Source organism: Paenibacillus sp. JT31N17, from assembly GCF_056269255.1.
This window is the reverse complement of the sequence record NZ_JBWDNP010000008.1, coordinates 255,850-268,547: the sequence shown is the minus strand read 5'-3', so window position 1 is coordinate 268,547 and position 12,698 is coordinate 255,850. Positions and strand designations below refer to the sequence as shown.

The following is a 12,698-nucleotide window of genomic DNA, read 5'->3' as shown; positions in this document are numbered from 1 at the left end:
GGTAATATAAGGGTTGTAATCAACTATTTTAAAAAAAAGGGTGATTCTATGACTACGATGGTCGAAAAAGGAGTTCTACAGGAACAAATTATCGAAAGAGCTTGGAACGATGCAGAATTTAAGCGGAAGCTGCTCGCTGATCCCCGTACAGCGATTCAGGAAGCTTTCAATCTGGATGTTCCGGCTGCCATTCAGTTAACGACATTGGAAGAAACCCAAAGCCATTTTTATCTTATCATCCCACCGAATCCGGCGGACAGCATCAAACAGCAGCCTCTTACCGAAGAAATTTGGTAGGACAGGCCCTTAATTTCTGATTTGCTTTACCTAACAGTTTCTCAAAAGCCCGCATGCCGGATGGAATCCGGCATGCGGGCCTTTTTTACAGGATGACAGGGCGATGTGAAAGCGGGATTTTCCAACCGCATCGCTGCTTCGGAAGAGAATTTTCCGCACCTCATTCTTCCAATTTCCTGTATAATACTGAAGGGTAATACACGATCATCACGGGGAGAGGGATGAGGTTATGTTTAAACGAGTTGCGGCCGATCTGCTGGGAATCAGCGACATTGGAGCTGTCATCAAGCCAGAGGATTACGACAAAGTGGATTCCGACGATTATGTGCTGCATGAGGAAAACGAGAAAATATACTTTTTGATCAAATCAAAGACAGATGAATATTGTTTTACCAATCTTGCGCTGATCCATCTGGACGGAACGAGCGCCATCAGCAAGAAGCGCACGCTTCGCCGCTACCCGTACAGCATTCATAAATTTACTCATGTGCTGCTGGAGACCGCCGGTACGGTGGATCTCGATGTGGAGATCAAATTCACGCTTGGCTCACAACACTTCTCCATCGATGTGAACAAGAAGCATATTGAAGAGCTGAAGGACCTGTACAAAGCACTGATCAAAATCGAGGAAGTCACCTACGAGAATGACATCATTGCGGGTTACGCGAACAGAAGTCTGGATATGACTTCAGGCACGCTGAGCCGGATCGCCAATGTGCAGGGCAATCTCGTGGAGCAATTCAAGGAAATCAACCAGGCTGCCTTCATGTGGCTTGTTGAGACCCATAAGGACTACAAGGAAAAGGATTTCGGCTACGTATTCGAGAAATTCATTAACCAGTAACAGCAAAAGCGCCATATCCTGCTTTTAGGACATGGCGCTTTCCATTTTTTCGGAGGCCGCTGGAAACCGGATGATCGCTTCGGTCCCCACGCCCTTTTCGCTTTTGAATTCCAGTTTGCCCTCCATCAGTTCAATGATCCGGAAGGTGACCATCAGACCAAGCCCGGTACCCTTCGACTTATTGGAGAAATACGGCTCTCCAAGCCGTTTGAGCATATTCTCCTCCATCCCTTCCCCGTTATCGCGGATATGGATGATGATTTCCCCTTTTTTCTCATAAGCCCAAAGTTGAATCCGTCCATTGCCGCGCAGCGATTCAATGCTGTTCTTGATCAGATTGATGACCGCCTGCTTCAATTTCGATGAATTCCCGCAGACATACAAGTTGGCGGGGACGTTGATCTCGATTTTGCCGCCCTGCAGATTGGCCAGAGGCACCAGTATTCCTTCTACATGCGAGAGCTCTTCCGCCAAATTAAGCACTTTAATTTGCTCCAGCTGCGGCTTGGCAAAGGTCAAATAATTCGTAATGATCGTCGCGGCACGATCCAGCTCTTCAATCGCCAGCTTCAAATAGCTCCGTTCCTTCTCGTTCTGGTTGGAGCCGCTCAGCAGCTGCAGGAAGCCGCGCGTTACCTGCAGCGGATTGCGGACCTCATGGGCCACGGATGCGGCCAGCTGGCTGATGACCTCCATTTTCTCCGAACGCTGAAGCTGATAGTTGTACATCTCCAGCTCTTTGGAATATCTGACGATCTGTTCATGATTCTGCGTGAATCTTTTCCCCAGAAGGACAATGAGCGAGAAGATGAAAGCGACAACTCCCCATTTCCATAAATATAAGGTGTACTGGCTGTCCCTGGTGTAATAGAATATAAGATCGGAGACTGCCAAAGCCGCAAACAGCGAAAATCCCGTCGATATGATGATCGCATCTTTGTTCCCTTTCACCACATACACGACGGTCATCCCGACGATGAGAATGAACTGGATGATGAGCGATATGCCTAGCAGAGTCCCGGTGAAGATATGATAGAACGGGTAGAAGACGTTGGGGTAAAGATCGTACAAAGCGATAGAGAACAGGCTTACGAGCGAATAAACGACCTGGGCTCTCCGGAATTTGCGGATAATCCCGTACGGTCCGCTGCCAAACATGCACTCAAAATAGTAGGTCAATGCCGGCATAAAGATAATCATCGCGACATCGAAAAGAAAGATATATGCAGTGCCGTAGGTGCCGTAATAGGTATACATGAACGGTGAATAAATGATGATGAACAATCCTATTGAAATGATCACGGTACTGAGGGAATACCATGCAGGCAGCAGCTGCCTGCTTAGAAAAAAGGAACAGGTCAGCATGACAATGGACACAAACAGGAATGAGCTGCCCAATACAACATCCAGAATATCCACCTTAAAAAAACGGCTGGTCAGCTGCTGATAGTCTCCAATGACAACCTCCTCGGAGATTCCCAGAGATTTCATCGTCGTCTCCGTATGGATAAGCAGGCTCCTCCGCGTGTCCTCTGCGCTCAGCGGAAGCAGCAGCCGGTAATCATCGTATCTGTAGGAGCGTTTGTTGTCATAGATCAGCTTGGAGTCCAGATAGACCTGCACATTCTGGCCGAACATCTTCTTAATATAAATTCCGGAACGATCAGCGATTTCCGGCAAATCGATCTTGATCCAGGCTCCTGTAGCCTCATCGGGCTTGACCGTTACAGGATCATCCGCCTGAATGGGCAGCCAGCCATCTTCTCCGAGCACAGTCTCCGGTGAATAATGGCTTGCATCACTCTCCCATTTCATTTCCCATACCTGGATAGTGATTCGATCTGCTTTCGCTTCACCGTACGCTTTTGGGGGTATAAGTGAAAGCAAAGATAAGAGGACAATAACAATCACCATCGCTTTAGGCATGGCCTTCATGGGGGAAGCACCTCATGTCTCCGAGTCGTTGTTTGCTTGTATTCGACAGCATTTCCATAATAGCCTGCTTGATAGACTTCCATTCTCGCGTTTTGTTTACAAGTCGGAAACAGTCCGCACATTGTCTCGATATATTAACCGTCTACTATGGATATCAGCTGAACATTGTAGGAGGAAATGAAATGAAAACGAATAAAAGGGTATTATCCTTTATATTACTTGGTACACTGGGTGGCGCGCTAGTGTTTTCCGCTCTTGGCCAGTCTAAAAGTTATGCAAGCTCAGATGCTGCCTCTGCCAAAACGGCTTCCGCAGCAAGCGGTTACGGAGGTTACCCGACCTTCAACAGTTATATGCATGCCAACGCGCCCAGTCTGACGATCAAGAAGAATGCCTCCGGACAAAACGTCATCACCAACTCAAGCAGCATCGTGGAACTGGTAAACAAGTACCGGAACCTGCCATCCTCCTATGTGCCTGTTGATCTGGTCGTACCCAAGGTTGCTTTCTCCTTCTCCGGAAACAATCCCAAGAAACAATTGCGCAAGGTCGCAGCCACCGCGCTTGAGAAGCTGTTCGCAGGCGCCAAGAAGGATGGCATTACATTAAAAGCCGTTTCCGGCTACAGATCGTATGCGACCCAAAAAGCGATCTTCGACCGAAATGCGGATCTCAAAGGCGAGAAGGAAGCCAATAAAACAAGCGCCCATCCCGGTCAGAGCGAGCATCAGACCGGTCTTGCCATGGATGTATCCAGCGCCAGCGTCGGTTACGGCCTTGAAGAAAGCTTCGGCACCACCAAGGAAGGCAAGTGGCTTAAGGCTCACGCTGCTGAATACGGCTATATCATCCGTTATCAGAAGGACAAGGAAAAGCTTACCGGCTACTCCTATGAGCCTTGGCATATCCGCTATGTGGGTGTTTTTATCGCTTCAGAAATCACCAAAGCCGATGTGACGCTCGAAGAATACTTGAAGCGTTTCTAATTTGTGACAAAACACATAGGACTGCGCCTGCCAGCGGAATAGGAACCGCCAGGCGCAGTTTTATTGTGTCCTGCTAGTTTCTGCGTTCCGGCTGCAAGGAAACGGCCTTCAAAATCAGTTTTATCCTGCCGATAAAGGAAGAAACAGACTATTCAGCAATAATACGGCAGGAGCATGATAGAATGGCAAGGATAGAATGGTTTGATCAAATGCTGACGGCTACGACCGATCTTTTTTTCAATCTGGAAATGGAACTTCTGCTGCATCAGTTCGGCGGATCCGAAACGCTCAGGCTGCTTGATGTAGGCTGCGGCAATGGGGAATATTTGTCCCGTCTGTGCCGGCATTATCCGGGCTGGCAATGCACCGGCCTGGAAATGGACGAAGGCATCTACCAATATGCCGCGCTTAAGGAGACACCGAACCTGTCGTTCGTCCACAGCTCTTATGAAACCTATGAAAGCGATCACCGCTACGATCTGGTGCTCGTGAGACTGGTAGCCGCCCATCTGCAGGATCAGGGCCACTTCATGCGGTGGCTGCGTGATCGGACGCATCCGCATTCCACGATCATCATCATCGACATCGAGGATGCCGAAGAAACCCGCTGGTCGGAAAGTCTGCCGCTGTTCAGCTCTCTTTACAGTCAGATGCGCCGGCCGCTCCGCCGAACGAGACTGCTGCGGCTGAAGGACTCGCTTGCGCTGGAGGCCAGGTTTCATGGATTCGCCAGCCAGCAGCTCTTCCGTTACCGTGCGGCTGCAGATGCTTTGGATACCAAGCGTTTGATGTACCGTTATATGCAGCTCGTGACCGGATACCATTATGGCCATCCCTTGCCTGCTGATCGTGAAGATGAGCTTGTACAATGGTTTAAGAGCCCGGATCAAACGTTCGAGGTGCATATGTTCGCTATCCTGCTAAAGAGTGTTGATATATAAGGAAAATAGTCAAATATGTTCATAATTTAGTAGAATATGTCGAACAAGTATGGTACAATTTTCCTGAGTCTTTTATACCAATGAAAAGGATGATGAACATGTCGGCTGAACAAGAATTGTTGAACCAAATTATTGAGAAAGCCTGGAAGGATCCGGCTTTCAAGGAAAAATTGCTTGCAGATCCGAAAGCAGCCATTCAGGAATCCTTCAACATTGACGTACCTGACGATATCCAAGTCAGCGTCGTGGAAGAAACACCGAAATCATTCTATCTGGTCATCCCTCCCGCTCCTGTAGAAGGCGAAGAGGACGATGCCGCCTCGATGTGGTAAAGAGTAAAGAGTCTGCTCTATTACGGATAAGAACCCCTGCGTCATAGCATTCACTATGACGCTTTTTTTTATTTGGCGGATGCGCTTGGCAGCTTGATAATTGCTTCTGTCCCCAGCCCTTTCTTGCTGTTGAAGTGCAGCTCCCCGCCCATATGGTCGATCAGCTGGAAGGTTACCATCATCCCAAGCCCGGTTCCTTTGGACTTGTTCGTCAGGTAGGGCTCGCCGATTCTCGCCAGCATCATCTCATCCATGCCTTCTCCGTTATCCTCCAGATGAATGAAGACCGTTCCTTTTTTCTCGTATGCCCAAAGCTTGATAAGACCGTCCTCACCCGTAGCTTCAATGCTGTTCTTGATCAGATTCACAAAAATCTGCATGAGTTTTCCCGCATTTCCCGTTACATACAGCTCCGGTCCCACCTCGATCTCCAGCCGTCCCCCCTGCAAGTCGGCCAGCGGAAACAGCATTCCCTCCACATGCTTCAATTGCTCGGATAAATTAAGGATTTCAACCGTATCCAGCTGAGGCTTGGCAAAGGAGAGATAATTGGTAATGATGACGGATGCGCGATCCAGCTCCTCAATGGCCAAGTTCATATAGCCCTGCTCCCTGATATTGTCCGAACGCTCCTGCAGCAGCTGCAGAAAACCACGGGAAACCTGAAGCGGATTGCGCACCTCATGGGCGACCGATGCCGCGAGCTGGCTGATGACCTCTGTCTTTTCCGAGAGCTGCAGCTTCTGGCTGTAAATCTCCAGTTCTTTGGAATACTGCACCGTTTTATTGTGGGTATGGGCCATTTTACGGCCAAGCAGAATAATCAGGGAGCATACAAAAGCGACAACGCCAAACCTCCAGAACTTGAAATCGTAAAATTCGGTAATCAGATAGAACCACAGCAGCTCACCGATGCCGACTACCGCAAATATTCCAATTCCAACGGAAAGGATCAGAGCTTCTTTACTGCCTTTCACAGCATAAATGATGGTCGAGATCACAATGGCCAAGAAATGAACAACCATAATCAGACCCAGCACCTGGACCGAAAAGAAAAAATAAATCGAATGAAACCGCAAATCGGTCGCAAGATCAATAGCCAGACAAATCATCACAAACAGGGAGTAAGCCATTTGAAATTTTCGCAGCTTGCTGAATATGCTGTAGTAGCCCGGGCCGAACATATTTTCAAAAAAGCTGATCAAGGAAGGCAGAAACAGCAGCAGGGCGACATCAAACGAGCTTACGAACAACATGCCGTATTGTCCGTAGAAGGTGTACAGAAACGGCTCGTAGCAAATCATCAGAATACCGATAGACAGAATCATAATGCTCAAGGAAAGCCAGTTTTTGCGCTGCTGCCGGCTCAGAAAGATAGCTGTTACCATCATGATCAGCGAGACGAAGATAAATGCGCAGCCGAGAAACAAATCGAATAAATTTTCCCGTACATAGCTTTCCTCGAGTTTTTGATAATCGCCAACAATAATTTTCGATGCGGCGCCTACCCGTTCGGAATCCGATTCCGCCCGGATCTGAATGAATTTGTCTGAGCTCTGCGGGCTCAGGGGCAGCAGGATTCGATTGACGTCATATACAAAATCATAATCCGTTGTATAGATGAGATGGCCGCCCTCGTAGATCCGGATCCGATTGGCATAAAATTTATCTATGTATAAGCCGTCATGCTTTCCCAGCACAGGCAGCTTGATGTTCATCATAATACTGCTATCATCCCTGGAGTGGACCGACAGGTTGTTGTCAGCCAGATGGACCTGCCTCCATTCTCCCCCCGTATTCGCGTCTGCGGCCTTGATTGTATTAGACGGATCGCTTGATGCGAAGCCGCGTCCCCATTTTTGATCCCATGAGGTAATAATGGTGAACGGCTGCTTCTTCATCTCCTTCCCAGCCGCTGTAACAATAGAAATCAGCGGAATCAGGAAAGTGACAAGAACCAAGGCAATAAGCACCCGTTTCAATATAGGTTTCATCCTGCACCTCGCTTAGTTACTATGTACCTATTGATTCGACAATTTTCGATGTTGTCCCCCCTGAATATCAATTATTTTTTCAAAAAATGATCCCGCTTTTGCTGAGGTCGAAAAAAAGACCCGTAAGACGCGATGTATTCGCACCGTACGGCCCATTTTTCTTCAGGGCTCACCCTTTTTGTTCAAAAACAGGCAGGTTACACACAGGGCAGTCCATTGATATAGTACTCATTCTCCCGATATACCCGAAAGGCGATTTCCAGCTCCGGGATACCAAGAGATTGAACATGGCGGGTCACGGCCCCGGCCAGCTGATCCCGCACTTGCGTACCCCGATCGAACCAGGCCACCTCAATGAACGGGTAAGTGGGCACAAGCTCCCCGCTCCACACCGAGGTGATCTGCAGGCAATCAATCGTGAAATTATTGGTATCGCACTGGCAAATAGCAGCCAGTTCCTCGACCAAACGCCCGCTGACAAGCGCCATGGACTGCGGCTCTATTCCTCTTACGGATAACTGGGGCAAAAGATTCCTTCCTTTCCTGGGCTTTTTCTCTAGTTTACTAGAAGCACGTCCAAATTAATACAGCGCCGTGAGCTCATCGTCCTGCTTTTTGGCAGGGGAAGAGCGCACGGCGCTGGGGCAGACAGGAAGGCTATAATGGATAAGCATCGCAATACCTGCCGGGTGTGAAGCTCACTCCGGGCTTATTTGGCTGCTGCCATTATCTTTTCTTTCATTTCATTACGCTCGCCGCTTGTGAGACGCGGGCAGGTATAACACATTTGGCCATCTTCCTGACAGTAGTACATGCAGCACGAAGAACGCATCATTATCTGTTCTCCGGGCTTGTAAGGACTTTCGATATACCGGGGGATATGATAAAACGGATTGCGCCGGAGGTTGAATACCTCAGCGCCCAGCAGCTCGGTCTGAAGCTTGTAATCATGGTTGAAGCGGGCAAGCACCTCCGGGCGCGTCTCCATCTTCAGGATATATTCCTGCATATAGACATTGCGGGCTCCGAACTGATTCCAGATCAGCTCGGGCTTGACTCCGGCGGCTGCGGCGATAGCCTTGATGAAGGGATTAACGGTTTGCTGATAATAGGCTGTTAATTCACGAATCAGGAAGTCCTCGCGCTTCTGCCCCGTCTCCGGGACAGCAATCCAACGAAGCTCCTTGATCTTATAGGAGACGGAGGCATACTCCTGATTGGACATCTGGAAGGTCAGATTATCCAGCGACAAATCAAGCAGCCGATTATACTGGGCCAGGAACAGCTGAATTGTCGAGCAAAGGCCAAAGACACTCAATCCGATGAATGACGCGGTCAGAGCAGGCTTGGTCGCACGAACAAGCCTGCCGCCAACCTCAATCATCTCTTGCATCCGTTCCGGTATGAGCAGCTCGGCGGCATCCATGGAAACTTCCGGATGGTCCGCACCCTCGGGTGAAATCTGGAAATAAGCTTTCGCCAGTGAAAAGTCCATTGCATGCTCCAATGAGAAGAGCCTCCTCCTGCGTGTTAACAGCACCCTTGATACTGGATGAACTTAACAACCGATTATGAGAATGATTATCATAATCATAAGGATATCGGCTGCCAATGTCAATGGCTTCAGGGTAAAAGTCGCCTATTCGAAGATGAACTCATATTGGCCCGAGTCCACCTTCAACATCATCTGCTCACCGCGTTTGTCGCAGCTGAGGATGCCGGGAACCCCGGCGCTGAACCTGCCTTCCTTCCATACCATGCCTTCACTCTCCCGAATGCTGTCAGGCCCGCCATCTGCTGCAGCATCCCATTCAATCTCGGCTGTCATGGCCGGCGGCATATCCGCAATAAGCCGGATTCCCTTATTCAGACGCTCCCACCGCACCCTGACATTTCCCCGTATCGTGGGAACAGAGGCCTCAGCATAGGTTAACTCCGGCGCCAGATATGGCTTGATCCGAACACGCGCGAACCCTGGCTCCGCGGGCTGAATGCCTGCTACATACTCCTGCAGCAGACGCGCCGGATATCCGTTCCAGGCATGCGAATGGGATTCGATATCCTCCCAGCCCTCCCACATCGTCCTGGCTCCCTGGCTGATCATATAGCCCCAGCCCGGATATTCCGGGTTATCAATGATCCCGTATGCGGCTTCCTGCCGGCCGTTCTCGAACAGGGCCCGCAGCAGCGGCAGACCAAGCACCGTTCTGAATTCCCGCTTCTCCGCGGCAATCGCTTCAATCAGAGCAGCCTTGTCTTCCTCCGGGACAAGCTCCAGATATATCCCGAGACCGTTTACGCCTTGATGCGTACTCTGCGACCCCAACGCATCCCTGAACCGCCGCTTGCCGCGGTCATACAAGTACTCCAGGATATTAAGCTTCAGGCGCTCCGCCTGTCCGCTATAATAGATGCCGTCTTCTTCCCGGCCGATCAGGCGGGCTGTGTCCGCAAGTACTTTGAGGGCCGCGTACAGCTTCATATTCTGCACGGTCAGCACCTCCGATTCATGATCGACTGTGGGATAAGGCCAGTCGCTGATATGCCAGCCCTTGTCAACCGGAACCAGACCAAGCCCCCGGTCCAGAATGCCCAGGTAATAATCCGCCATCCGCTGGGCCGTTCCATAATACTTCGCCAGTACGCGTTCGTCCCCATAAATGAAATAGATCTTCCACAGCAGTGTGTTATAGTGCAGATCCCACTCCGGTATTTGCAAATTAAAATCCGGATGCCCGTTATTGGATGGATACACGAACGGGAATGTGCCGTCGGCAAACTGTGAATCGGCAAAATCGCCTGCCACCTTCTCAAGAATGTGGCGGGCGTCGAAATTGAACAGCAGCGCCTCGGCCTGCAGGTCCGAATCGGCGAGATATTGGGCCTGCTCCCGGTGCGGGCAATCCACGACCTGGCCCAGCACATTATTCTTCTGCGTGCGGATGCAGGCCTCGTACATGTCGTTCAACAGGGAGCTTGAGCTGTCAAAGCTCCCTTCATATTGAAGATCCGTATGGGCGGACACGGCCCAGAGATTCTCGCCTGCGGCAATCTCCCCGGGATATCCGCTCACCTCCAGATAGCGGAAAGCCTTGTAGGAGAAATCCGGCTGCCAGCTTTCCTCTTCGTCTCCGCGCATCGTATACTGATCGTAATAATAAGCTGATTTTTCATTGGACACATTGTGTTTGACATAGCCCTGTTCGTCCAGATCCTCCGAATACCGGATGCGAAGCGTAACCCCTGGAATGCCTCTGAGCCGGATAAGAGGCCAGCCGGAGATAATGCGCCCGACGTCGAATACTTGCGCCTTCTCCTGCTCACGGATATGAGAGGGCCGGACAATCGCAGGAACCAGCAGCTCCTCAACCGCTCCTTCAGGGATTTCCTGCCATTGACGGACCCACCGCTGCACGGAAGCGGGAACCGGCTTGGCTTTCAACCAAGCCTCACTGCCGCCCCCTCCCGCCGTGCTCCACCGTGGCGGCAGCTTGCGGGCATCCACATCCTCAATCGCGCTTATCCGGCGGTTCTGCTGATAATTCGTCCCCGCCCGGTGCGGCGGATCTGCCAGAACCAGCCAGGAAGCGTCGGTCTTGAAGGTTTGCGAGGTGCCGTCGATATAATCCACCTCCAGCTGCAGGCAGAAGCCAGGCAGCCCATTGACGTAATTCTGGCCGTCTCCGCCGAGGTAATGAGCAATGGCGCCCAGGCAATTCCATCCCTTGTGCAGCAAATGGGAGGCATCATAGGCCAATACATATTTGCGCTTGCCGGGATTGGTCGGAGCCGGAGATCCGCTGCCGCCGATCCGTTCTCCGTTCACAAACAGCTGGGCCGCGTTATGCGCGGAGGCGAATATTTTGGCGTAGGCCACCGGCTTGCGAAGATTGATTTCCTTGCGGAAGTAGACAAAATCATTGATCATCCGCTTGCCCGGACGCCAAATCCATTTGGCCTTCCACTGCTCCTGACGGAGACCGGTATCGAAGAAGGCGATTTCGGATTGTGCCGGAATGCCTTGTCTGTCGGTTACCGCCACCCGCCACCAGTACCGCCTGCGTCCTTCGAGGGAAGGACCGCTGTAGTCCATCTGCAGCCTGTTGCTGTCCGAGATTTCCTCTTCCCATATATCTCCCGAACCGCTGAGCAGCCGTTCATAGCTTGCTGCCACATATAGTCGTACGGATTCCGATCCCGCACCTCTCGAATCGCTGCCCAGACGCCATGAGAACCGGATTGCGCCGTTATCGATCCCAAGCGGCTCCTTATGTCCATTCACTCTCAAATGATGCACAGTCAGCATAAATGGGTAATCCTCCTGACGGGTTCTGTTTGGATTTTGCTTATCATTATAAAGCAGCGGAGGAAGCGGACATACCGGCGATTATGCTACAATTAGGGGTAGATTCCATCCTGCTTAAGGAGATGCGCGCGGCATGACAGGCACACCGGCGATCCTGAACGGCTCCTTTTATTGGAGAGACCAGCTCCCTCTATTCATAGCCAGAGAAAGGGAATCCTTCACGCTGCCCCTGCACGTCCATGACTTTGTAGAGATTGCGTATATTGCCGAAGGCAGAGGGGTCCATTACATCGGAAACGAGCGGCTTGATGTTGAACGCGGCGATATTTTTGTTATTGCGATCGGCACTCCCCATGTATTCCGCCCTATGTCCAAGGAGCAAGATCAGCGGCTGATTGTCTATAACTGCCTGTTTGAGCGGTCCTTTATCCGCCGGTTTCAGGATTCCATTCCCTCCACCATCGGGCTTGAGCGGATGTTTCATCTCGATCCATACCGCTATTACCATTACAAGGACAATCAGGATGAGATTCTTTCCATGATGGAAAAGCTGTTTATGGAATACTCGCTGCGCCTCTGCGGCAGTGAAATGATCTTGAGCGCACAGGTGCTTGAGCTGCTGTCTGTACTGTACCGCTGCGAGCAGCAGGGAAGACTCCCTTCGTCCACCGTGAGCAAGCTGGAGCCCGTTTTCAAGCATATCCATTCGCATTATCACGGGAATGTGAAGCTGGAGGAGCTTGCTGCCCTGATTCATGTGAGCGTCAGCCATCTTCAGCGGTTGTTCAAGCAGTCCGTCGGCCAGTCTTTTACGGAATATATGCAGTCGCTGCGGATCGCCAAAAGCTGTGAGCTGCTGAGAATTGCTGCGTCTGTCCGTGAAGTTTCCATACAGGTAGGCTATAATGATATTAAATTTTTTCAGACCCTGTTCAAGAAAAAAACAGGAATGACGCCGCGTCAATACCGCAGCAAATATACTTCGAAGTAGCCGCATGCTGTCATCCTGCTCATATAGCCGTATATCTGCCTGTTTAAATTTAATCGTTTGGAGTGAAGCCTC

The 12,698-nt window shown here is 50.6% G+C and carries 11 protein-coding genes; 6 read left to right on the top strand and 5 right to left on the bottom strand.

Translation table 11 applies throughout. The annotated features are described in order from the left end of the window. The first annotated feature begins 48 nt into the window (after positions 1-48). Both AC0YOB_RS24165 and AC0YOB_RS24160 read left to right on the top strand, forming a co-directional pair. Entirely contained in the window at positions 49-297 is a 249-nt protein-coding gene (locus AC0YOB_RS24165; protein ID WP_210045200.1) for an NHLP leader peptide family RiPP precursor, read from the top strand. A 229-nt stretch (positions 298-526) separates the two neighbouring features. Next, complete coding sequence (locus AC0YOB_RS24160) at positions 527-1,141, top strand: PH domain-containing protein (RefSeq protein WP_210045201.1); 615 nt, start codon at positions 527-529, stop codon at positions 1,139-1,141. Between the two features lie 24 nt (positions 1,142-1,165). Here the strand turns inward: AC0YOB_RS24160 and AC0YOB_RS24155 are convergent, their stop codons facing one another. Next, the gene (locus AC0YOB_RS24155) at positions 1,166-3,076 is read right to left on the bottom strand and encodes an ATP-binding protein (protein WP_475794931.1); all 1,911 of its coding nucleotides are present in this window, start codon (positions 3,074-3,076) and stop codon (positions 1,166-1,168) included. 182 nt (positions 3,077-3,258) lie between these two features. Here AC0YOB_RS24155 and AC0YOB_RS24150 point away from each other — a divergent pair, with 182 nt between their 5' ends. The 3 genes from AC0YOB_RS24150 to AC0YOB_RS24140 all read left to right on the top strand — a co-directional run bounded on the left by AC0YOB_RS24150 (position 3,259) and on the right by AC0YOB_RS24140 (position 5,335). Beyond that, positions 3,259-4,062 (top strand): M15 family metallopeptidase, encoded by an 804-nt coding sequence (locus AC0YOB_RS24150; protein WP_475794930.1) that lies wholly within the window; start codon positions 3,259-3,261, stop codon positions 4,060-4,062. Positions 4,063-4,244: 182 nt separating this feature from the next. Then, entirely contained in the window at positions 4,245-5,003 is a 759-nt protein-coding gene (locus AC0YOB_RS24145; protein WP_475794929.1) for a class I SAM-dependent methyltransferase, read from the top strand. 98 nt (positions 5,004-5,101) lie between these two features. Further along, positions 5,102-5,335, top strand: a complete 234-nt coding sequence (locus tag AC0YOB_RS24140; RefSeq protein ID WP_475794928.1) for an NHLP leader peptide family RiPP precursor — start codon at positions 5,102-5,104, stop codon at positions 5,333-5,335. A gap of 68 nt (positions 5,336-5,403) precedes the next feature. Here the strand turns inward: AC0YOB_RS24140 and AC0YOB_RS24135 are convergent, their stop codons facing one another. The 4 genes from AC0YOB_RS24135 to AC0YOB_RS24120 all read right to left on the bottom strand — a co-directional run bounded on the left by AC0YOB_RS24135 (position 5,404) and on the right by AC0YOB_RS24120 (position 11,635). Beyond that, positions 5,404-7,329: an ATP-binding protein gene (locus AC0YOB_RS24135; protein ID WP_475794927.1), complete on the bottom strand. Its 1,926-nt coding sequence runs from the start codon at positions 7,327-7,329 to the stop codon at positions 5,404-5,406. Between the two features lie 197 nt (positions 7,330-7,526). Beyond that, positions 7,527-7,856, bottom strand: a complete 330-nt coding sequence (locus tag AC0YOB_RS24130; protein ID WP_475794926.1) for a DUF1904 family protein — start codon at positions 7,854-7,856, stop codon at positions 7,527-7,529. A 182-nt stretch (positions 7,857-8,038) separates the two neighbouring features. Further along, complete coding sequence (locus tag AC0YOB_RS24125) at positions 8,039-8,836, bottom strand: hypothetical protein (protein ID WP_475794925.1); 798 nt, start codon at positions 8,834-8,836, stop codon at positions 8,039-8,041. Between the two features lie 132 nt (positions 8,837-8,968). Beyond that, positions 8,969-11,635, bottom strand: a complete 2,667-nt coding sequence (locus tag AC0YOB_RS24120) for a family 78 glycoside hydrolase catalytic domain (RefSeq protein ID WP_475794924.1) — start codon at positions 11,633-11,635, stop codon at positions 8,969-8,971. Between the two features lie 133 nt (positions 11,636-11,768). On the opposite strand from AC0YOB_RS24120, the gene AC0YOB_RS24115 reads away from it, so the two are divergent. Then, a complete protein-coding gene (locus AC0YOB_RS24115; protein WP_475794923.1) occupies positions 11,769-12,626 on the top strand; it encodes a helix-turn-helix domain-containing protein in 858 nt (285 codons plus the stop codon). Positions 12,627-12,698: the final 72 nt, after the last annotated feature.

Bases quoted from the DNA above. Each gene is read 5' to 3' on its own strand.
- AC0YOB_RS24165 (WP_210045200.1), top strand. From the start codon at position 49: ATGACTACGATGGTCGAAAAAGGAGTTCTACAGGAACAAATTATCGAA.
- AC0YOB_RS24160 (WP_210045201.1), top strand. From the start codon at position 527: ATGTTTAAACGAGTTGCGGCCGATCTGCTGGGAATCAGCGACATTGGA.
- AC0YOB_RS24155 (WP_475794931.1), bottom strand. From the start codon at position 3,076: ATGAAGGCCATGCCTAAAGCGATGGTGATTGTTATTGTCCTCTTATCT.
- AC0YOB_RS24150 (WP_475794930.1), top strand. From the start codon at position 3,259: ATGAAAACGAATAAAAGGGTATTATCCTTTATATTACTTGGTACACTG.
- AC0YOB_RS24145 (WP_475794929.1), top strand. From the start codon at position 4,245: ATGGCAAGGATAGAATGGTTTGATCAAATGCTGACGGCTACGACCGAT.
- AC0YOB_RS24140 (WP_475794928.1), top strand. From the start codon at position 5,102: ATGTCGGCTGAACAAGAATTGTTGAACCAAATTATTGAGAAAGCCTGG.
- AC0YOB_RS24135 (WP_475794927.1), bottom strand. From the start codon at position 7,329: ATGAAACCTATATTGAAACGGGTGCTTATTGCCTTGGTTCTTGTCACT.
- AC0YOB_RS24120 (WP_475794924.1), bottom strand. From the start codon at position 11,635: ATGCTGACTGTGCATCATTTGAGAGTGAATGGACATAAGGAGCCGCTT.
- AC0YOB_RS24115 (WP_475794923.1), top strand. From the start codon at position 11,769: ATGACAGGCACACCGGCGATCCTGAACGGCTCCTTTTATTGGAGAGAC.